Annotated in this window: 23 protein-coding genes and 3 pseudogenes; 16 read left to right on the forward strand and 10 right to left on the reverse strand. The window is 58.1% G+C overall.

The genetic code is table 11. From position 1 onward, the window contains the following. The coding region (locus tag RQI55_RS20705; protein ID WP_311276928.1) for a copper-binding protein at positions 1-146 on the forward strand (146 nt) is incomplete at its 5' end. A gap of 85 nt (positions 147-231) precedes the next feature. Next, on the forward strand, positions 232-1,581 hold the full coding sequence (locus tag RQI55_RS20710; protein ID WP_012653038.1) for an adenylate/guanylate cyclase domain-containing protein: 1,350 nt from the start codon (positions 232-234) through the stop codon (positions 1,579-1,581). Here RQI55_RS20710 and RQI55_RS20715 read toward each other — a convergent pair. Together RQI55_RS20715 and RQI55_RS20720 are read right to left on the reverse strand one after the other, a co-directional pair. Further along, complete coding sequence (locus RQI55_RS20715) at positions 1,500-1,880, reverse strand: hypothetical protein (RefSeq protein ID WP_234689410.1); 381 nt, start codon at positions 1,878-1,880, stop codon at positions 1,500-1,502. The genes RQI55_RS20710 and RQI55_RS20715 overlap by 82 nt on opposite strands. A gap of 63 nt (positions 1,881-1,943) precedes the next feature. Beyond that, positions 1,944-2,276, reverse strand: a complete 333-nt coding sequence (locus tag RQI55_RS20720) for a hypothetical protein (RefSeq protein WP_071207509.1) — start codon at positions 2,274-2,276, stop codon at positions 1,944-1,946. 101 nt (positions 2,277-2,377) lie between these two features. Between RQI55_RS20720 and RQI55_RS20725 the strand changes: the two genes are divergently transcribed. The 9 genes and pseudogenes from RQI55_RS20725 to arsK all read left to right on the forward strand — a co-directional run bounded on the left by RQI55_RS20725 (position 2,378) and on the right by arsK (position 10,110). Next, positions 2,378-4,597, forward strand: a complete 2,220-nt coding sequence (locus RQI55_RS20725) for an N-6 DNA methylase (RefSeq protein ID WP_311273503.1) — start codon at positions 2,378-2,380, stop codon at positions 4,595-4,597. Continuing rightward, positions 4,584-5,330, forward strand: a complete 747-nt coding sequence (locus RQI55_RS20730) for a hypothetical protein (RefSeq protein WP_311273508.1) — start codon at positions 4,584-4,586, stop codon at positions 5,328-5,330. Before RQI55_RS20725 ends, RQI55_RS20730 begins: the two co-directional genes overlap by 14 nt. Before the next feature lie 82 nt (positions 5,331-5,412). After that, on the forward strand, positions 5,413-5,769 hold the full coding sequence (locus tag RQI55_RS20735) for a helix-turn-helix transcriptional regulator (protein ID WP_173994581.1): 357 nt from the start codon (positions 5,413-5,415) through the stop codon (positions 5,767-5,769). Next, positions 5,766-6,275 (forward strand): annotated as a pseudogene (locus RQI55_RS20740) (arsenate reductase ArsC); the annotation flags it as partial. The gene RQI55_RS20735 and the pseudogene RQI55_RS20740, both read left to right, overlap by 4 nt. 42 nt (positions 6,276-6,317) lie before the next feature. Next, positions 6,318-6,707, forward strand: a pseudogene (arsN2, locus tag RQI55_RS20745) (arsenic resistance N-acetyltransferase ArsN2); the annotation flags it as partial. A gap of 5 nt (positions 6,708-6,712) precedes the next feature. Then, positions 6,713-7,786, forward strand: a complete 1,074-nt coding sequence (gene arsB / locus RQI55_RS20750) for an ACR3 family arsenite efflux transporter (RefSeq protein WP_173994582.1) — start codon at positions 6,713-6,715, stop codon at positions 7,784-7,786. After that, positions 7,783-8,211, forward strand: a complete 429-nt coding sequence (arsC, locus tag RQI55_RS20755; RefSeq protein WP_173994622.1) for an arsenate reductase (glutaredoxin) — start codon at positions 7,783-7,785, stop codon at positions 8,209-8,211. Before arsB ends, arsC begins: the two co-directional genes overlap by 4 nt. Then, on the forward strand, positions 8,150-8,911 hold the full coding sequence (arsH, locus tag RQI55_RS20760) for an arsenical resistance protein ArsH (protein WP_173994583.1): 762 nt from the start codon (positions 8,150-8,152) through the stop codon (positions 8,909-8,911). Before arsC ends, arsH begins: the two co-directional genes overlap by 62 nt. Next, positions 8,908-10,110, forward strand: a pseudogene (arsK, locus tag RQI55_RS20765) (arsenite efflux MFS transporter ArsK). The gene arsH and the pseudogene arsK overlap by 4 nt, the downstream one beginning before the upstream one ends. 52 nt (positions 10,111-10,162) lie before the next feature. Here arsK and RQI55_RS20770 read toward each other — a convergent pair. The 5 genes from RQI55_RS20770 to RQI55_RS20790 all read right to left on the reverse strand — a co-directional run bounded on the left by RQI55_RS20770 (position 10,163) and on the right by RQI55_RS20790 (position 13,123). Further along, positions 10,163-10,285, reverse strand: a complete 123-nt coding sequence (locus RQI55_RS20770) for a hypothetical protein (RefSeq protein WP_256438158.1) — start codon at positions 10,283-10,285, stop codon at positions 10,163-10,165. Between the two features lie 3 nt (positions 10,286-10,288). Further along, positions 10,289-11,263 carry an arsenic resistance protein gene (locus RQI55_RS20775; RefSeq protein WP_173994585.1) on the reverse strand — a complete coding sequence of 325 codons (975 nt, stop codon included), beginning with the start codon at positions 11,261-11,263 and terminating at the stop codon, positions 10,289-10,291. A gap of 4 nt (positions 11,264-11,267) precedes the next feature. Continuing rightward, positions 11,268-11,648, reverse strand: a complete 381-nt coding sequence (locus tag RQI55_RS20780; protein ID WP_173994623.1) for a helix-turn-helix transcriptional regulator — start codon at positions 11,646-11,648, stop codon at positions 11,268-11,270. Between the two features lie 102 nt (positions 11,649-11,750). After that, complete coding sequence (locus RQI55_RS20785) at positions 11,751-12,419, reverse strand: L,D-transpeptidase (protein ID WP_173994586.1); 669 nt, start codon at positions 12,417-12,419, stop codon at positions 11,751-11,753. 83 nt (positions 12,420-12,502) lie between these two features. After that, complete coding sequence (locus tag RQI55_RS20790) at positions 12,503-13,123, reverse strand: SCO family protein (protein ID WP_174010513.1); 621 nt, start codon at positions 13,121-13,123, stop codon at positions 12,503-12,505. 231 nt (positions 13,124-13,354) lie between these two features. Between RQI55_RS20790 and RQI55_RS20795 the strand changes: the two genes are divergently transcribed. From RQI55_RS20795 to RQI55_RS20805, 3 genes are read left to right on the forward strand one after another with little or no spacing between them, the layout of a single operon-like run. Further along, the gene (locus tag RQI55_RS20795) at positions 13,355-13,795 is read left to right on the forward strand and encodes a disulfide bond formation protein B (RefSeq protein ID WP_173994588.1); all 441 of its coding nucleotides are present in this window, start codon (positions 13,355-13,357) and stop codon (positions 13,793-13,795) included. Continuing rightward, a complete protein-coding gene (locus RQI55_RS20800; RefSeq protein ID WP_174010515.1) occupies positions 13,792-14,460 on the forward strand; it encodes a thioredoxin domain-containing protein in 669 nt (222 codons plus the stop codon). The genes RQI55_RS20795 and RQI55_RS20800 overlap by 4 nt, the downstream gene beginning before the upstream one ends. Positions 14,461-14,491: 31 nt before the next feature. Next, on the forward strand, positions 14,492-15,415 hold the full coding sequence (locus RQI55_RS20805; protein WP_311273502.1) for a cation diffusion facilitator family transporter: 924 nt from the start codon (positions 14,492-14,494) through the stop codon (positions 15,413-15,415). Positions 15,416-15,421: 6 nt separating this feature from the next. Here RQI55_RS20805 and RQI55_RS20810 read toward each other — a convergent pair whose 3' ends face one another. From RQI55_RS20810 to RQI55_RS20820, 3 genes are read right to left on the reverse strand one after another with little or no spacing between them, the layout of a single operon-like run. Next, the gene (locus RQI55_RS20810; protein ID WP_311273501.1) at positions 15,422-16,498 is read right to left on the reverse strand and encodes an NAD(P)/FAD-dependent oxidoreductase; all 1,077 of its coding nucleotides are present in this window, start codon (positions 16,496-16,498) and stop codon (positions 15,422-15,424) included. Positions 16,499-16,516: 18 nt separating this feature from the next. Next, positions 16,517-16,681, reverse strand: a complete 165-nt coding sequence (locus RQI55_RS20815; RefSeq protein ID WP_311273500.1) for a hypothetical protein — start codon at positions 16,679-16,681, stop codon at positions 16,517-16,519. A 2-nt stretch (positions 16,682-16,683) separates the two neighbouring features. Then, positions 16,684-17,766 carry a murein L,D-transpeptidase family protein gene (locus tag RQI55_RS20820; protein WP_311273507.1) on the reverse strand — a complete coding sequence of 361 codons (1,083 nt, stop codon included), beginning with the start codon at positions 17,764-17,766 and terminating at the stop codon, positions 16,684-16,686. Between the two features lie 278 nt (positions 17,767-18,044). Here RQI55_RS20820 and RQI55_RS20825 point away from each other — a divergent pair, with 278 nt between their 5' ends. Beyond that, complete coding sequence (locus RQI55_RS20825) at positions 18,045-18,269, forward strand: hypothetical protein (protein ID WP_311273499.1); 225 nt, start codon at positions 18,045-18,047, stop codon at positions 18,267-18,269. Positions 18,270-18,398: 129 nt separating this feature from the next. Continuing rightward, positions 18,399-18,815 (forward strand): helix-turn-helix domain-containing protein, encoded by a 417-nt coding sequence (locus RQI55_RS20830; RefSeq protein ID WP_113493521.1) that lies wholly within the window; start codon positions 18,399-18,401, stop codon positions 18,813-18,815. Positions 18,816-18,859: the final 44 nt, after the last annotated feature.

Genomic DNA, 18,859 nt, shown 5'->3' on the forward strand with positions numbered 1-18,859 from the left:
AACTGAAGGACCTGGAAATGCCGGCGATGACCATGGTGTTCCGCGTCAAGGACGATGCAATGCTTGAGAAGCTCAAGGAAGGCGCAAGCATCGAGTTCGTCGCCGAGCGCGTCGAGGGCAAGCTAACGGTCACGGAAATCAAGTAAAGCGATCGGGCCGAGCCTTCCAAACGCTCGGCCCGTCCGACCTCATTCTCCGGATCGAAAATTCTCGATCATGCTGGCTTGGATCATGGATAAAAAATCATCGCCGTTGGGCAACAGTGCAGCCACGCGGGAAATAAGGTCAGCTTCGCTGCGGTTCGTGGTGCTTTCGATCCTATTCGCCAACCTCGTGTTCGGTGACGGCCTCGCGAGCTTTACCACCCATGTCATCGTCAATTCGGTGTATCTGATCGTCAGCGTTGCATCCGTCGCGGCAGCTGTCTATTTCCCCAGACAAAAACACCTCGGCCAGCTGTTCGTGATGCTCGACGCCGCCTTGGTCGTGGTCATTCTCTATGAACACATTCTGGCAAACCCAATTACCCAAGATCATAACCTCACGACATCGAGCCTGGTCGTGTCATTCATTCTTTTGAACCACGTGGGCCTGAAGCTCGATCGCTGGTTGATCGTCGTGTTTTCGACGATCGTGGTGTCGGCATGGGTCCTTATGCTTGCCATCATGGCGTTCCGTCATCACGACAGCTCGCCCGGAACACTATTGGCCAACTTCTTCAACCAGGACCTCGGCCTTACGGTGAGTTTCGCGTTTACCGCGATGGCGGTATATCTGCTGGCGCGCGATCACGACCGCACTGTCAGGCAGGCCTTGAGAATCGAGGAAAAGCGCATGAACCTGTCACGCTTCTTCTCGCCGACGGTCGTCGCCGATCTTCAGACTGCAAGTGCCAGCCTTGACCTCGAGCGGCGGGACGCGGCGATCATGTTTGTCGATATCCGGGACTTCACGTCCTATGCGGAAACCGCTTCCTCACGCGAGCTCGCCTGCGTCCTCGGTGAGTATCGACACATCGTCGCCGGCGCTGTGTTCGCCTATGGCGGGACTGTGGACAAGTTCATCGGCGATGGGGTGATGGCTGTGTTTGGGCAGCCGAAGCCAAAGGCGGACGACGCGCGGCGGGCATTGGCCTGCGCGTTGACTTTGACCGAGGCGCTCGAAGAATGGGGCGGTAAGAAAATCGAGAAGGGCGGCCCCCGTTTGTATGCGGGTATCGGCTTGCACTACGGTACGGTTCTCGGCGGCGTACTTGAAAGCGGTTTCCATGACGAGTTCACCGTGATCGGTGACGCCGTCAATGTCGCCCAACGACTGGAGTCTCTGGCCAGCCTTTTGAAATCGCCACTCGTAGTCTCGGACCGCATAATCGAAGAAGTCCCGGGTATGTTTGGGCCCAATGATTGGGTGTACACCAATGGCGTCAGTATCCCTGGCAGGAAGGCGTCGGTCAACATTGCCTATATCCGTCGCACTGCCAATCTTGCATCGCCTGCGGGCTATGAAACCGGGGACATCCATACCGATTTCAAAAGATCTTCTTTCCAGTCGCGACCAAGGATACCGCTCGTTGGAATGTAAACCACACCACCGACGAGGACTTTGCCGGGGCTATCACAATGAAATTCCGTCAGGCCGATCGTCACATCGAAGTCGTAGTCCCGGACGAACGAAGTCAGCAGCGAGGTCACAGTCAGATTGACTGTAATATTGTCCCGGAAGTGCGAGACATGAAATGGTGGCCGTTCTGCTGACTGGGCCTGAATGACCGAAGCGTCCTCCTGTTTCGGATTGTTCAGATTCAGTTCGAGGCCGCGCCAGAAGGCGACCGTGTGGTTCGGACTGATCTGAAGGCTCCGGCTTTGCGTCGTGTCGCTCATTTCGACAATGCCCCTCTGCCCTGATCGGTCACGTGTTAAAATGAGACCCCGACGATGAAGTTTCTAATCATGTCCATCAATCAAGTAGCTTTGTTTGATGTCAATCATTCGCTGCTTAATGCCGAGGATCATCTTTCTACACATTGCCTTTATCGCTGATATTTCTTCGTGGGGCAGTTCAAACACAGGATGCATTTGAATATCTGTATGCCAGTCAGATTGAAACGGGATGACTCCGTAATTTACCGCATCGGAATGAGCGTATAGCTTGTGACGCAGTTCCAGGGTACGTCGGTGTATTCGGCTCTCATCTTCGCTGTACAACTCTAGCAGTTCCTTTGGAAGCTTTGGCCAGCCATCACTGCGGGTAAAAGCACGGGAGTATGAAACTACCATTGCTGTCACAAAAGCGGACTGCTGCAGGTAGGTCGATCCGCGGCTCCAAGGTTTTGCTTTCCATCCTTTTTTGAGGATGAGGCCGCCGTACGAAGATGCCGATGCGAGATCTTGAACGCCTTGGACAAGGACGTCTCTTCCGCTTCCGATTCAACGCAATCCCAGTGGATCTCATCAGTTCTATCTACCAGCAGTTTGCACGAACGAGCGCGGCGGACGAGGCGCGGTCTCAAGGGCTTCATTACACGCCCGTTGAGCTTGTACACCTCACCCTCGATCCCGTGTTCGAAGGTTTGTCGCCGCATGCCAGCGTCATCGACCCGGCGTGTGGGTCGGGAGCTTTCCTAGTGGAAGCTTTTCGTCGACTAGTCTGGCGCGCGGCCGAAGGGAAGTCCGTTAACCGGGCACTCGTTCGGCGTATCCTCTACACCCAGCTTTTCGGTGTCGATATCAATCGAGGGGCACTTGGTATCGCTGCGTTTAGCCTATATCTCGCGGCACTCGAACTCGATGAGCAGCCAATCAGCGACGTCCGCGATCTCAGGTTCGATCGATTGATCGATACCACGCTTTTCGAAGCTGATTCTCTCGGCGAGGATCTTCCTAAACAGCTCACTACTCGCTCTTTCGATGCAGTGGTGGGCAATCCCCCGTGGACATTTGTAAAGAAGGCGGGCGGTAAGCGGCGCTCTTCCGATACATCAACTCTGCGTCCTAGGCGAAGTCCCGACCAAGCATTTCTCTCGCTTGGCGCGGAGCTCGCCGGCCAATATGGTCGTGTCGGGATGGTGATGAAAGCAACACCTTTTTTCTCTAAAGATGTTCACGCAGTCGCAGCGCGCAACCATCTCTTGGAACGCCTGGCACCTGTTGCGCTGATCAATCTGTCCTATCTTCGTCGCGAAGAGCTTTTCCCCGATGCGCTTGGCCCCGCTTTGCTATTTTTTGCTCGCTGCGGGCTCGGTCCTCAAGCCGATCGCATGCTTGTCGGTTCAATTCCGTGGACGCCAGACTTCCGACGGACAGGGGTTTTTGGGCTCGGGCCGGGAGAGATTCGTTCTGTCCCGCTCAAGCGGGTGCTTGCAACGCCGCCTTTCCTGAAAGCAGCGACATTCGGGACCGTTCGCGATGGCTGGCTGATCGAGCGACTCGAGAAAGATTTCCCACGGTTTGACGCATTACTACAGACCCTTGAACGCGATCCGTCTAACAATCGAGGTCAAGGTTTCCAGGTCCGCGGCGATCTAAATATGCCACCGGCCAGCTATCGAGAGATGAAAGTCGTCACTCCCGAGAAGTTCTCGGCGTTCCGTCTTGACTATTCATCGCTCAATGACTTCTCGCACAAAACGCTACATCGTCCGCGCCGCGAGTCAATTTTTGTCGGCCCAATCCTGCTGTGCTCGAAAGTGGGTAATGCTTCGGGCGTTGAGCGTGGACGCTACAGCGCTGCCGTCAGTCCGCATGACGTTTTGTACACACAGAACTTCTACGGTGTGTCTTTCGCAGGTGCAGATGTAAGATACGCCTTCCCGCTCAGCGGAATCCTGAACTCTAGCCTAACTGCTTTTCAGCTGGCCCTCGGCGGACCAACCTGGGGTCTTGAGCGCCCGACCGTGGAGCCTCATGACCTGCTCTCGCTGCGCATTCCCAACCTCACCATGGTAGATCCGGCCCTTCTCACCGAACTTATTGAAGCCGAGAAGAACGCGGCGGCCGACCCATCTAGCTCGACCTACCTCGACGCGCTCGATAAATCAGTTTTTGATCTCTACGACTTGGACCCGGACGAGCGGACCGTCGCCCGCGATAGTGTTGAGCGCGCACGTTATCTCGTTTTCGAGAACCGAAGCGAACGCGGTGGTCTTATCACCCCACCAGACGCAGGCACGTTGCGAGCTTACGCGGGCCAGGTCGCTCAGACCGTTGACGCATACCTTCGCGCCCGCAACGAGCGCCATCTCGAAGCTGTTATCTATCCGGCGCGTTTGACTAAAACGGATCTTGCGACCGGTGTACCAGGTATTACAGCCGTTCGGTTCGTCATGGCTAAAGGCGGACCAGGAGCTGAACCAGTAGTTAGAGACGGCGATCCGGCCGAACTCGAGGCCTTGAGCGCTCTTTTGCGTGGTCAGTTTGATGTTCCGATACCGCCGTACCTGAACGAACGGCGGCAAATCCGTCTTTATGGATCAGATGATCTGTTCATTCTGAAGCCCAGCGAAGTCCGAAACTGGACCCGGACTGTTGGCTTGAACGACGCCGATGTCATCCTCGCCGATCACTGGCTTCGGGGAGGTAACACCGTTGCTCACGCCTGACGTTCCATTTGGAATCCCCGCTTTCGCACTATCCGATGATCAGATTGCCACCGTTCTAGACCTTCTTTGCAAGGGCTGTGACGAGGCGAAGGCGCACCTTACCCCCGGTATGCTTGAAGTACCGACCACGATCGTCGTCCGAAAAGCGATGCGGCGAGTCAAGAAAACGCTCCGACTGACCAACCTCCAGATACGAGGTGAGCATAAGCTGGAAAATATGGCAACCGACGACCCAGCTATCTTGGGTCGTATCGACATCACTTTACAATTTCTGCACCAGTTTGGCGACGAAGATGCATACGTCGCTGTTGAGTGCAAACGTGTACACTCTGGTGATACTGGTCTAAATGCGAGTTATGTAGCGAAAGGCGTCGAGCGATTTGCTACAGGCCGGTACGCTGCTGGCCACGAGTGGGGCTTCATGCTTGGGTATGTGCTAGCCCTTCCCGCCTCGACCATTGTTGATGCCGTAGATGCGCGCATCCGAAAGACCTACGGCGAGCCGGCTGGGTTGACGGCCGAAACCTCACACTCCCTGGCGTTGGCAGTGCTTGAAGGAGCACTGGTACAGAAAGGCAGTCACGTTATCCGGCTGAAGCATGTGTTCGTCGACATGACGCTCGCGGCACCTCCGTCACATGGTAGCCCGCCTTCACCGGGCGCCCATCGTAGTGGAACACCAGCGGCAGACCTTTGGCGCCGGCCAGTGTGTCGAGAAGCAACCCGAGGCTGATATCTTCAGATGAGATTTTGCTGTTGTCGATAGCGTTCACTTGCTGTAACCCTCGTTTCAACGCTTCAAGGATGATTGAAATATGGACCAACGTCAAGCTCTCGGCGCCTTCTCCGCTCTCTCTCAGGAGACACGATTGCAGATCGTCCGCATCCTTGTGGTTGCCGGCCCAGATGGGATGGCGGCCGGAGCGTTGGCCGAGAAAGTCGAGGTCTCGCCGTCGAACATCTCCTTCCATCTGAAGGAGCTCGAGCATTCCGGGCTAATTGCCGCGCAGCGACAATCCCGCTCGATCATCTACACCGCCAATTATGAAGCCCTGGGCGGCCTCGTGCGCTTCCTGATGGAAGATTGCTGCTCCGGCCACCCGGAAATCTGCGCGCCGGCCGCCGAGGTTGCCGCCTGCTGCGCTCCAACAGCCAAGGAGAACCTGCAATGACTGCCGACCGCGTTTATAATGTGCTCTTTCTCTGCCCGGGCAATTCCGCGCGCTCGATCCTGGCGGAGTCCATCCTCAATGCCGAGGGGAAAGGCCGCTTCCGCGCCTTCTCGGCTGGTAGTCACCCGAAAGGACTTGTTCATCCCTGGGCGCTGAAAACGCTGGACGCGCTTGGCTATCCCGCGACCGGATTCATCTCGAAAAGCTGGGATGTCTTTGCCGAAGCCGGCGCTCCGCAGATGGACTTCATCTTCACCGTTTGTGACAACGCGGCGGGCGAAGCCTGTCCAGTCTGGCTCGGCCATCCGATGACCGCGCATTGGGGAGTTGAAGATCCTGCTGCGGTAGAGGGTTCCGATATTGACGTTGGCCGTGCCTTTGCCCTGGCCGCACGTTATCTCAAGAACCGCATTACCCTCTTCATCAACTTGCCGATCGCCTCGATCGACAAGCTGGCGCTCGAAACCCAGCTCCGTCAGATCGGCGCGACCGAAGGCGCCACCTCGCTGGCGCTCCTTCCGATCACCGGACATGAAGCTGATCTCCGCAGCGCGCTGGAAAGCGCTGACCTTCCAACTGATGATCTTGCCGAGGCAGGGCGAACATTCTTCCGGATTGCCCGTGGCGTCGATAGGGTGGGCTTTGGTGGTTACGAACTGCATGGCGATAACGCGCTGCTGCGGTCTGTGGTGATCACGCCTGCCAACCGTCACAAGGGGCTCGGCCGCCGGGCGACCGACCTCCTCCTGCGACGAGCTTATTCGGAGGGCGCACGCACCGGCTACCTTCTGACCACGAATGCCGGTCCCTTCTTCGAAACCCTCGGCTTCAGGCCGATAGACCGTGCGACGGCGCCGGCCGCGATCTTGCAGACCCGTCAGGCGGCCAGTCTCTGTCCGGCCTCGGCAGCACTGCTCGCCAAACCACTGCAGGGATAAGAACGATGTCCGCTTTTGAACGCTATCTGACGGTGTGGGTGTTTTTGTGCATCCTCGCCGGCATTGCCCTCGGCCACCTGATGCCTGATGTCTTCCAGGTGATCGGCGCGGCTGAAATCGCCAAGGTCAATATTCCTGTCGCCGTGCTGATCTGGCTGATGATTATCCCGATGCTGATCAAGATCGACTTTGCTTCTCTGAGCCAGGTCGGTCGTCACTGGCGCGGTATTGGCGTGACCCTCTTCATCAACTGGGCGGTCAAGCCCTTCTCGATGGCGCTGCTCGGCTGGCTGTTCATCGGCTATCTGTTCCGTCCAATGCTGCCAGAGGTGCAGATCGATTCCTATATCGCTGGATTGATCATCCTTGCCGCGGCGCCCTGCACGGCGATGGTGTTCGTCTGGTCAAACCTGACCAAGGGCGAGCCGCTCTTCACGCTGTCCCAGGTCGCACTGAATGACGCCATCATGGTGGTGGCATTCGCGCCGATCGTCGGCCTGCTGCTCGGTCTTTCCGCCATTACCGTGCCGTGGGCGACACTGGTGTTCTCGGTCGTGCTCTACATCATCCTGCCGGTGATTGCAGCGCAGATCCTTCGTCGCAGCCTGCTCGCTTCCGGATCGTCGGCGGCTCTCGATCGTCTGCTCAAAACACTCCAGCCACTGTCTTTGGTCGCGCTCCTCGCCACGCTGGTGCTGCTGTTTGGCTTCCAGGGCGAGCAGATCATCGCCCAGCCGACCATCATCGCCTTGCTGGCGGTACCCATCCTGATCCAGGTCTACTTCAACTCCGGCCTTGCCTATCTGCTCAACCGGATATCGGGCGAGCAACATTGCGTGGCCGGTCCATCGGCATTGATCGGCGCCTCGAACTTCTTCGAACTGGCGGTCGCCGCAGCAATCAGCCTGTTCGGCTTCAACTCGGGCGCCGCACTCGCGACCGTCGTTGGCGTCCTTATCGAGGTTCCGGTGATGCTGTCAGTCGTCTGGATCGTCAACCGCAGCAAGGGCTGGTACGAGCGCGGCGCCGCCGTGCAGGCAAGCTCTCATTCCAAACCCGAAGCCACTGAAAGGGTCTGACCATGGACGCCACCATCTATCACAATCCGGATTGCGGCACGTCGCGCAACACGCTGGCGATGATCCAGAACGCCGGTATCGAACCCACGGTGATCGAGTACCTGAACAACCCGCCCTCACGCGACCAGCTTGCGAAGATGATCAATCAGGCCGGTCTGACGGTGCGCGAGGCGATCCGTGAAAAGGGAACGCCCTATACGGAATTGGGCCTGGACGACATGTCCTTGACCGACGATCAGCTGCTCGACGCCATGCTGAAGGACCCGATCCTGATCAACAGGCCGTTCGTCGTTACGCCGCTTGGCACAAGGCTCGCGCGTCCGTCGGAGGTGGTCCTGGAAATCCTTCCCGAGACGCATCAGGATGCCTTCACCAAAGAGGACGGCGAAAAGGTACTCGACAGCGAGGGCAAGCGCATTGTCTGATCTACCTGCTGCATCGCTGGAGCACTTGCAACTGCCGGATCAGGCCGCATTGCGTCCAACATTCTCTGCCCACAAGCCGCGCATCCTGATCCTCTACGGCTCCCTACGGACCATCTCCTATAGCCGGTTCCTGGCGCTCGAGGCGGGTCGGTTGCTCGAACACTTCGGTTGCGAAGTAAGGATCTTCAATCCGGACGGTCTGCCTCTACCTGACGCCGAACCGATGAGCCATCCGAAGGTGCAAGAACTGCGCGAGCTATCGGCCTGGTCGGAGGGTCAGGTCTGGGTCAGCCCGGAACGCCATGGTGCGATGACCGGGATCATGAAGGCGCAGATTGACTGGATTCCTTTGTCGATCGGATCTGTCCGTCCGACCCAGGGCAAGACTTTGGCGGTGATGCAGGTGTCTGGTGGATCGCAGTCGTTCAATGCCATCAACCAGCTTCGCGTTCTCGGCCGCTGGATGCGGATGATCACCATTCCGAACCAGTCGTCGGTGGCCAAAGCCTTCCAGGAGTTCGATGCGGACGGGCGGATGAAGCCATCTTCGTATTACGATCGGCTCGTCGATGTCTGTGAGGAACTGGTGAAGTTCACCCTGCTGACGAGGGATGCGTCCTCCTATCTCACCGATCGCTACAGTGAGCGGAGGGAAGAGGCCGAAAAGCTTGAGCAGCGCGTGAGCCTGAAATCCATATGATCGAACGACCGCCGATTGCCGCCATCCTCGCCCTGGGCCTCACGCAGATCATCGGCTACGGGACCCTCTATTACAGCTTCAGCATTCTCGCGCCAGACATGGCACGGGATCTGAACTGGTCGACGGAATGGATCTTCGGTGCGCTTTCGGCGGCACTTCTCCTGGGCGGACTGAGCGCACCATGGCTCGGAAGGGCAATTGACCATTTTGGCGCGGGTCGCGTCATGACGGCCGGCTCGGCGATCGCCGCCGCAGCACTTGTTGCTTGCGCCTTCGCTCCCGGCAAGACTGCGTTCGTCGTAGCGTTGATCGTCATCGAAGTCGCGGCGAACCTGGTGCAATATGGCGCCGCCTTCGCGCTGCTCGTACAAATCCGGCCGCAGACCGCTCAACGGAGCATTACCTATCTGACGCTGATTGCGGGGTTCGCTTCGACAATCTTCTGGCCGATTACCACAGCGCTGCATGTCCACCTCTCATGGCAAAACATCTATCTCGTGTTCGCAGGACTCAATCTCCTGATCTGTCTGCCTCTTCACGCCTGGCTGTCGTACGGCCTTTCCAAGGGTCGTCGACAGGAACAGACCGGGTCGGGGCACGTGGTAGAAGGGGTTCTTGACCCAAACGTCAGGCGCGTGGGATTCATACTGATGGTGGCTGGCTTCTCGTTGCAGTCCCTCGTCAGCGCGGCAGTGTTGGTCCATATGGTGCCGCTGCTATCCGGGCTTGGTCTAGGTGCCACGGCGGCCATCGTCGGCACGCTGTTCGGTCCGTCCCAGGTGTTGAGCCGCTTCACCAATATGGTGCTTGGCGGCAATCTGCCGCCACTGGTTCTGGCGACGATCGCCGCCGTGCTGATCCCCGGTGGCGTGCTGATTTTGATCGTCACGGCGCCCTCTGTGACCGGAGCGATGGCTTTTGCCGTTGTGTTCGGTCTGGGCAATGGCCTGTTCAGCATTGTCACCGGCACTCTGCCGTTGATGCTGTTTGGCAGCGAGGGATACGGCAGGCTTCAGGGCAAGGTCATGGCCGCGAGGTTGATCGTTTCTGCGACTGCACCGTTCGCTTTGGCATTTGCCATGGCCCATATCGGTGCGACCTGATCGCTCGCGACCACAACGGGGCTTGGCGCCCTAGCGGTTCTGGCGTTCGCTGGGATCGGTCGGCTGATGCATGACCGACGAGACGACCTTGGTTGAGGTGTAGCCCGAGGGGTTTTAAAACTGGGGGGCCCTCCCATATCATATTACCTCATTCGAGGTCAGCGAGATAAAGTGCGATGTCGCTTGCGAATTGCTCGTTCTCGGCATGTGCCTTGGCGACGACAGCGGCAAGCTTGAAATAACCGCTCATCAGGCGACTGGTGTCTGTCAACTTCTAGGCTTGTATCTCGGTCTTCTGCGATCCGAACCTTGAGATCACGCGGATATAGATCATCTCGCTAACCAGTTCGACGAGGGTCTGCGTCACGATGATCGCAGGCAGAAGCGGCATCGCATTCGGCACCGCAAATGCCAGAGGAAGCACCACCAACGAATTGCGGGTGGACGCACTGAAAGCGATGGCCCTGGAACCCGGTACGGCTATGCGAAAACTCCTAGCGACCATCCAGCCGATGAAGGGGGCGATGACCGCGAAAGCTATGTAGACTGGCAATGTTTGCAACGCTCCATCGAGAGCGAGACCAAGCTGCGGAACGACTGCAGCAACAACGATGAAGAGCACGGCAGCCGTCGCTGGGACGGGAAGAAGTCCGAGCGCGCTCGAAATCCTGGACATGAAGCCGAGCCGTGCAGCAGAGAACTGTATCAGCGCGGCCCCAAGCAGTGGAAACACGATCAGCCAGACGAAGGCGTGGATGAACGGTTCGATCTGCACGAGATTGCCAGCCTCGTCGCCGAGAAAAACCTTGAGATAAAACGGAAGCAGGACCATCTGCGCAATCAGGAGCACCGGGGTCGATGCGAGAAGGAGTTTGGCATCAGCCCGGCCCAGATGCGCGAAAGTCACGACGTAGTCGATGCATGGTGTTAGGAGCACCAGAAGGACCCCGATACGGATCATCGGGTCAGCCGGGAGAAGATGCATGAGACCGAACACGAGGATCGGAACGGCAACGAAGTTCGTAACGAGCAGAGCACCGAGAAACCGTATCTGTAGGAATGCCCTCCCGAGATCGGCGAGCGGAACCTGGAGGAAGGTGACAAAGAGCATGAAGGCCAGTGCGGGATTGATCGCCACTTCCAGTGACGTCGTTCCGGACACGATGCCTGCGGCGGTGGCGGCGAGAACCACGGCCGCAAAATAGATGGCGACCTGCCGGGTCTCCAGAATGTCACGCAGTTCGCTCATTCTCTCACTCGCATACGATGGGTTTGGGCTCGACAACCTTCTGCGGTCGCCCGGTGCATTTCGCGAAGAGATCGATCGCCCGATCACAGACTTTGCAATGACCTGAACAGCAGTCCTTCATCAGGAATGCGACGAGGTCGGAGAGCGCCGGGAAGATCGCACTGTAGATGATACTGCGCCCTTCACGGCGGCTTTCAATCAGACCGGCGTGTTCAAGGTGGTTGAGATGGAATGAAACCCTGGGAGCCGACGCGGTCTCCAGGGCTTGCGTTATCGCACCCGCTGCCATTCCATCAGCGCCCGCGGTAACGAGCAGGCGAATAATCCGCAGCCGTGTTTCCTGTGCGATGGCGGCAAACGCATCAAGGGCTAGTTTTTCTTCCATACATTTAAACAATTCCATAACCATTTAAATGTCAAGGCATGTGTCGGGTGCGATGGTGTCGCCATGTCAAATAAGGACTGTGCGGAACCCGCTCGACGGTACCTACACCGCCGATAATCGAGGTAGACTGGTGACGACGATCGGAGCCTTGTCCGGTACCCGGCCATAGAGGTCTACCACATCCTGATTAATCATCCGCACACAACCCGACGACACGGATTTTCCGATGCTATTCCATTCTGGGGAACCATGAATCCGGTACAGCGTGTCCTCGCCGTTCTGGAAAATGTAGAGCGCCCGCGCACCGAGCGGATTCTTCAGGCCGGGGGCCATGCCGCCGTTTGCGATGCTGTACGGCACCAGTTCAGGCTGCCGGGCGACCATCTCGTCAGGCGGCGTCCAGCGCGGCCACTGGCGCTTGTACTGGATGACACCCTGTCCTGACCATTCGAATCCCTGCCGACCAAGACCAACACCGTAACGCATCGCCTGTCCGCCCTCGTATGTGAGGTACAGGAAATAGTTCGCCGTATCGACGACCAGTGTGCCGGGCCGCTCACCCGTGGGATCGCTCACCATCTGGCGGTGGAAGCGCTTGCTGATCTTCTGGTAGGGGATCGCAGGAAGCGGGAATTGCTCTTCTGGCATCGGCCCGTATATCGTGGCGAGAGCGGGACTTTCGACCGGAATGGATGCGGGTCGCTCCTTTTCGGCTGTCGTCGCGGAACAGCCTGTCAGAGCTACCGTTGCGACCCCTACCCCGCCCATCATGAATCCGCGTCGTGTCAAACTTCCTGGCTGCACTTTATATCCTCTTGAGTATTGAAATTAAGCCCGGTGAACATCCGGGCTGATCACGCTGATCCCGCTACGAGTTTGCGGATCTTCTGCAACCGGACTTCGCGGGGCTCATGCATGTCGAGTGTCCCTTTGAAGCTGCCGTCTGCGTCCATGAGATAGACGCCCGCGGTATGGTCCATGGTGTAGTTCCCGCCATCGGTCGGCACTTTGCGGGAGTAGGCTGCGAATGCCTTCACTGCGGTGGCCGTCTGTTCGGGCGTACCCCTGAGCGCCATGATCCGCGGATCGAAAGAAGTCATGTAGCCATTCAGCATCGTCTCGGTGTCACGCTCGGGATCCACGCTGATGAAGATGACATTGAACTTGTCCGCAGTAGAGCCGAGCTCTGCCATGAGGTCGGTCAGCTCGAAGAGCGTCGTGGGGCAGATGTCCGGGCAGTGCGTGAAACCGAAGAATGCCAGATACGGTTTGCCATCCAGGACACCGTTATCGACTGTCTGGCCCTTATGCGAAACGAGGCGAAATGGCTTGCCGATGGCGGGGGAAGATGCGTTCGACGTATCCGCCACATCACCCGGACGTACATTCAGATCACGGCCTAGTATAAACAGCCCTGTTGCCACCACCGCGACTAGGCACCAGATCACGATCCGGAAAATCCTCACACCTTTCATCCAACCTCCCACCACTGCCCATGTAACCGGGAATCATTCGTGGGAAAGCCGTAATCCCTCTAGTAGCCTGAGGTTCAAGACCCTTTTGACATCCTTTGTCGGTTCTGCGCTGAAGTGACGCACCGAGCCAGGTTTCGATTTTTGCCGGGACACCTGTTTCTTCCGCAACTGGTCTTGACCCTCAAGCTACTAGAGGTCTCACAATGGGAGCGAATCCATTGAGGGCAGAGAATGCGTGAGGCGACAGTGCAATCGGAAGACAGGGCGTGGCTACCGACCTTCGGGGCTTGGATGGTCGCTCTGACTTCAACTTTGGGCGCGCTTTTCATCGGGGAAGTCATGGGCCAGGCTCCTTGCGACCTCTGCTGGCACCAGCGCGCCTTCATGTTTCCATTGGCTGTCCTGCTGGCTGTGGCCGCGTTCCGGTCGGATGGCCGGGCGTGGTTCTATGCAGCGCCGCTGGCCGCCATCGGATGGCTTATCGCTGCGTTCCACAATCTCCTCTATTTCAAGGTCATCCCCACCGCCATCAAACCATGCGGTCAAGGCCCCTCCTGCTCGGGCGACGGGATGATCCTGTTCGGAGCGCTTCCCATACCCCTTCTCTCACTTGCAGCATTCACCGCAATCATCATCCTACTTCTTATCGTGCGCCGGAGAACATCAGCATGAACAGACGCACCCTCGTCCTCGCATCGGCCTCGGCCGCTATCGTCGTATTCGCCGGAGGCGCTGCTCTTTATAGCAACAACACCACCGAGCCGACACCTGCACCTGCACCAGTCCCCGTGTCGGGGAACGACACCCTTGTCAGGATGCATTCGCCTGTCATGGGGCCGATGTCCGCTCCCGTCACCATCGTCGAGTTCTTCGATCCGTCCTGCGAGGCATGCCGGGCCTTCTATCCGATCGTCAAGCAGATGATGGCGCAGACGGGATCCGACGTCCGCCTCGTGTTGCGCTACACTGCGTTCCATGAGGGATCCGACGATGCCGTTCGGATACTCGAAGCCGCCCGCAAGCAGAACCGCTTCCAGCCTATTCTCGAGGCCATACTGGAGCAGCAGCCTGTCTGGGCTGATCACGGAAAGCCGGATCTGGAGAAGGCGTGGCAGATCGCTGCATCGGCGGGGCTGGATATCGAACAGGGACGCAAGGACGCGGCATCGCCGTCGGTCGAAAAAGTTCTCGCTCAGGACATGGCCGATGTTAAAGCCAACAACGTCAAACAGACACCGACATTCTTCGTCAACGGCAAGCCTCTTACCGAATTCAGCGCCCAGGGTCTCCTGAACCTCGTCAAGGCCGAAATCGATGCGAGCAAGACAGGTTCCTGAATTCTGACTTGAGATATCGGAGCCTGAGCGCATGAGCGGACATCACCACGATCACGGAGCCGACGCTGGCGACAAGCGCATCTGGTGGGCGATCCTCGTCAACGTGCTTCTCACGTTTGCCCAGATAGCCGGAGGCATCGTCTCCGGCAGTCTGTCTTTGATAGCGGATGCAATCCACAATTTCAGCGACGCTGCGTCCCTCGTGATCGCCTACGGCGCGCGCAGGATCGCACGCCGTCCTGCCGATGATACGATGACGTTCGGCTACGTCCGGGCCGAGATCGTCGCGGCGCTGATCAACTACACGACGCTGATCGTCATCGGCATCTATCTCGTCTACGAGGCGGTGATGCGGTTCATTACACCGGAACCGATCGAGGGATGGACTGTCGTCATCATCGCGAGCATCGCACTCGTGATCGACGTGGTCACGGCCATGCTTACCTACGCCCTTTCGAAGACCAGCATGAACATCCGCGCAGCGTTCCTGCACAATGTCTCGGACGCGCTCGGATCCGTGGGTGTCATCATCGCTGGCACACTCGTTCTCCTCTATGGCTGGACATGGATCGACCCGGCGATCACCCTCATGATCGCAGGCTACATCTTATGGCAGGCTTTCACAGAGATGGGTGGATCGATACGCGTCCTGATGATGGCGACACCAGAGGGGATCGATGTGAAGAAGGTCGTCGCGGACTTGCGCTCCGTCGACGGGGTGAATGACGTGCACCACGTCCACGTCTGGCCTATCGACGAAGAACACAATGCTCTCGAGGCCCATCTCGTAATCAAGGACCTGTCTCTCGCAGAAATCGCCGGAGTCAAGCGCGTCGTGCGCAAGATGCTGTTGGACAAGCACGGGATCGGTCACTGCACCCTGGAGATTGAGACCGTCGAGGATAGTCGCGAAGCGGCGGTGAAGGTCATCGGCCACGTGGTCGACGAAACCTAACCCTTTTTACGTCCTGCGGGCACGCAATCGGCGAAGATGTTCGACGGCGAATGCCGCATCATCTGCAACACCAGCGATAAGACCGGATGCACGGTTTCGCTGCCATGGTCGTCCGACGTAGTAGAGGCCCGCGACGGGGGAAATGCCTTCGCGGTGAATCGCTTCATGTCGGCTGCCGACCGCCCCTCCGATATCGATCCAGCGAAAATCCTCGTCGTATCCTGTCGCCCATATGATCGAACCGATGTCCTCGCTCGACCCATCCTCGAATTCAGCCCGCCTACCGTCGAGGGCGACGAGCCTGGAGTTGAGGCTAATGCCGCTACGGATGAGAGAAGCATCATCGTTGCCGCGCGTGGGGAATGGATCTGCCTTTCGCATGCGTCTTCCGATCGGCCCGTGCGCGGATGCCCGCAGAAGACCGAGCCGCTCAAGCCACCACCAAATGCTGCGCCCGAGAACATTCTCCGGTAGCAGATTCCGCTGTCTTCCGCGTGCCAGAAGCGTCCGATGCGAAGCCGCCAGTTCCATCGCCACATCCCTCCCGCTTGCGCCGTCTCCAACGACCAGAACGGGGCCACTCGTGATCGAGCCCGCATTGCGGAAGTCCGCGACGTGCATCTGTTGAATGTCGGATGGGAGCGAATAAGACATCTCGGGTCTTCGGGGCGTGGAAAACGCACCTGTGGCGACGATCACCGCTTGACTAATCAAGCGGCCGCCGCCCTCCAGATAAGCGAGGAATAACCCGTCCACCTTTTCGAGCCTGACGACCTTCGCCGACATGATAATCGGGTAGCCGTTGCTCGCGGCGTACCGCTCAAGATAGTCCGAAAATTCATCCTTGGTGGCATAGCCATCGGGATCACCGATAAGCGGGATGCCAAGGAGACTGCTGATGCGGCGCGGCGTAAAGAGTGTGAGGGTGTCATATCGGTTCCTCCAGCTATCGCCGATCGCTTGTCCAGCATCGACAATTAGAAAGCTCAGCCCTGCCGTCTTCAGAGCATTGGCGGCGGCAAGCCCGGCCTGCCCTGCGCCGATGATCAGAATGTTGGCTCGCAGCCCGTTGCTGCTATCCATGGACATCGCAACGCCCGGTCATGGTCGGACGGAGGTTGCGGCGCCTGCGGCGTCCGACCTTGCCTCACGACCTATGTGGAGGAAGCTGTAGGAGAAAACCGCCACGACGAACGTCGCCAGGAGCGCGACCATGATCCAGTTGTTGCGTCTCACCCTGCGCATCCGATCATCGGACTTGGCCATGTTCAATCTCCACCCTTCTCCACCACGGCCTCGGAGCGCTTCCGCATTTCCTTGAAGGGATCGGCAAGCGCTGCGTCTGGCCTGCTGACCGGATACTTTATCCCCGAGATGCGGGCCGCAAGCTTTTCAGCACCGTCCTTCTTGAGAAGCGCGCGGAAGCTGGGATGCATTCCGCCGTCGACATACGCGGATACCGGGGATCCTCGCTCCGCCATTGCGGCATCAACCTTCTTATTCTCAGCAGCCATTTGCGCTACGAGCTGCGGGTCCTGCGGACTCGAGACAGCGGGGCATGCGGCCAGAGGGTCACGAGGCTCTCCCCCGGCGAACTCGGTGTTGAACATGTAGCGGTGGCCGCACACGGAAACCTTAGGCTGCTGCTTCGTCAGCTCGAAGGCATCGTAGCCCTCCTTGAGCGTCCGCCAGAACGGCAGGTTCTCGTCATCCTTGTGCAGCGCCATGTTTTCAGCAGTCATGCGATAAGGATAGGCCTGGACCTGGAAACGATCCTGTCCGGACGAGAGAGCCTTGGAGACGACTGCGTAGATCTCGCCAACGCCCTGATCGGTCAACGCATAGCAACCGGACGAAGAGCACGCACCATGGACCATGAGCGCTTCACCCGTGTAGCCGAGTGCGGATTCCAGCCTGTTCGGGTAGCCGAGATTGAAAGACACATAGTACTGGGACTTGGGGTTCAGCATACCTCTGGACACATGGTAGAAGCCTTCCGGTGCCTGACGGTCTCCGTTGGCCGTCTTTGGTCCCAGCTTTCCGGACCATCTGCACATCGGGTAGGTCTTGAGCAGAGCATAGCGACCGGTCCCGTTGATCTTCCAGACCTCAAGCTCACTCTCCTGCTTGAATATCCTGACGAGCACAGGGCTTTCAGGTCTCATTCCCTTCTTCGACATCTCCGTCAGGAGCTTCCCGGAAATCTGAGGTGCCGCCTGAGAGAGGTCGTCGAGAGCCATGTCGGAGACGACGCAACCCGACAGGGCAGCGCCGACGACGGCTATCACAGCCACTCGGCGGAGAACGGCCCGGATGAGACATGTTCCAGGTACCCGGATCATCTTGGACATCGAAGTCATGCGGCGTTTCTATGCCCTGGTTCATGGGAACTGCGTCCGGCAAGCGTGTTCGAGGACGGTGTTCCCGGTTAAATACGACTCCATTATCGAGTGGGAATGCGCGAGCACCCATCCACCGACCGATTCGCCGCAATCATAGGACCTCTAGCTGCTTGAGGTGCAAGAGGTCTGCCTCTCGAAAATGCATCGCTTCGGCGGCGACCTGCACAACAACTTGATTTTCCATCCAGTGCGCCGGGTTCTATTTTTGCTCGATGAGAAACCGGATCATGAAATTCGCCTGTGCCGCATCCTGGATCGCGGTCTTCTCGGTAGCGGGCTATACCGTTGTGAAGCTCACGCTCGCGGTTGTCTGCTGGGTGACGGGCCACGACCTACTGGAAGCGATCGTTGGTTCGGTCGCGTCGATCGCACTTGGTATGGCGATCGGGATCGAGACGTTCCTATGGCTCAGAGACTGGCGTGCGAGGAAGCCGGATTCTCCCTCGACATGATGATTGTTGGGACCTACCGATGATAACGGTGGACCATGCTATGCCGGACACGAAGGACTCACTTGATTTACCATGGGGGAATCCTCATTTTGCAATATCGCGGCCCTGTTCGTGCCGCTTGGAGGATCGATGCTCACTATTGGAGACCTGTCGAAGACGACCGGTGTGAAAGTGCCAACCATCAGATATTACGAGCAGATGGGGCTTCTGTCGCCCCCGGAGCGCTCGGAAGGCAACCAACGCCGCTATTCCAGAACCGAGCAAGAACGCCTCTCGTTCATCCGGCATGCACGCGATCTCGGTCTGACAATAGAAGCGATCCGTGAACTGATCGATCTCAGCCAGCATCCGGAAAAACCATGCGAAGAGGCTGACAGGATCGCGGCAAAACAGCTCATCGCCGTCCGACAGAAGATCGAACGGCTGAGGAAGCTAGAGGCAGAACTCGAGCGGATTTCGACACACTGCCACTCCAACCAGGTGCGCGACTGCTACGTGATCCGGGCGCTGGCCAATCATGACATGTGCACCACGGATCACGATTAAAAACCGAAACGATGATGGACAGCGTCCACTTACTCACGGTGAGA

This window comes from Rhizobium sp. WCS2018Hpa-16, from assembly GCF_031843705.1.
Lineage (GTDB): Bacteria > Pseudomonadota > Alphaproteobacteria > Rhizobiales > Rhizobiaceae > Agrobacterium > Agrobacterium tumefaciens_C.

Bases quoted from the DNA above. Each gene is read 5' to 3' on its own strand.
- arsH (WP_173994583.1), top strand. From the start codon at position 8,150: ATGCCTTCACCAAAGAGGACGGCGAAAAGGTACTCGACAGCGAGGGCA.
- RQI55_RS20825 (WP_311273499.1), top strand. From the start codon at position 18,045: ATGAAATTCGCCTGTGCCGCATCCTGGATCGCGGTCTTCTCGGTAGCG.
- RQI55_RS20795 (WP_173994588.1), top strand. From the start codon at position 13,355: ATGCGTGAGGCGACAGTGCAATCGGAAGACAGGGCGTGGCTACCGACC.
- RQI55_RS20715 (WP_234689410.1), bottom strand. From the start codon at position 1,880: ATGAGCGACACGACGCAAAGCCGGAGCCTTCAGATCAGTCCGAACCAC.
- RQI55_RS20820 (WP_311273507.1), bottom strand. From the start codon at position 17,766: ATGTCCAAGATGATCCGGGTACCTGGAACATGTCTCATCCGGGCCGTT.
- RQI55_RS20735 (WP_173994581.1), top strand. From the start codon at position 5,413: ATGGACCAACGTCAAGCTCTCGGCGCCTTCTCCGCTCTCTCTCAGGAG.
- RQI55_RS20725 (WP_311273503.1), top strand. From the start codon at position 2,378: ATGCGAGATCTTGAACGCCTTGGACAAGGACGTCTCTTCCGCTTCCGA.
- RQI55_RS20830 (WP_113493521.1), top strand. From the start codon at position 18,399: ATGCTCACTATTGGAGACCTGTCGAAGACGACCGGTGTGAAAGTGCCA.
- RQI55_RS20775 (WP_173994585.1), bottom strand. From the start codon at position 11,263: ATGAGCGAACTGCGTGACATTCTGGAGACCCGGCAGGTCGCCATCTAT.
- RQI55_RS20810 (WP_311273501.1), bottom strand. From the start codon at position 16,498: ATGGATAGCAGCAACGGGCTGCGAGCCAACATTCTGATCATCGGCGCA.
- RQI55_RS20720 (WP_071207509.1), bottom strand. From the start codon at position 2,276: ATGGTAGTTTCATACTCCCGTGCTTTTACCCGCAGTGATGGCTGGCCA.
- RQI55_RS20785 (WP_173994586.1), bottom strand. From the start codon at position 12,419: ATGATGGGCGGGGTAGGGGTCGCAACGGTAGCTCTGACAGGCTGTTCC.
- RQI55_RS20815 (WP_311273500.1), bottom strand. From the start codon at position 16,681: ATGGCCAAGTCCGATGATCGGATGCGCAGGGTGAGACGCAACAACTGG.
- RQI55_RS20780 (WP_173994623.1), bottom strand. From the start codon at position 11,648: ATGGAAGAAAAACTAGCCCTTGATGCGTTTGCCGCCATCGCACAGGAA.
- RQI55_RS20790 (WP_174010513.1), bottom strand. From the start codon at position 13,123: ATGAAAGGTGTGAGGATTTTCCGGATCGTGATCTGGTGCCTAGTCGCG.
- RQI55_RS20805 (WP_311273502.1), top strand. From the start codon at position 14,492: ATGAGCGGACATCACCACGATCACGGAGCCGACGCTGGCGACAAGCGC.
- RQI55_RS20710 (WP_012653038.1), top strand. From the start codon at position 232: ATGGATAAAAAATCATCGCCGTTGGGCAACAGTGCAGCCACGCGGGAA.
- arsB (WP_173994582.1), top strand. From the start codon at position 6,713: ATGTCCGCTTTTGAACGCTATCTGACGGTGTGGGTGTTTTTGTGCATC.
- RQI55_RS20800 (WP_174010515.1), top strand. From the start codon at position 13,792: ATGAACAGACGCACCCTCGTCCTCGCATCGGCCTCGGCCGCTATCGTC.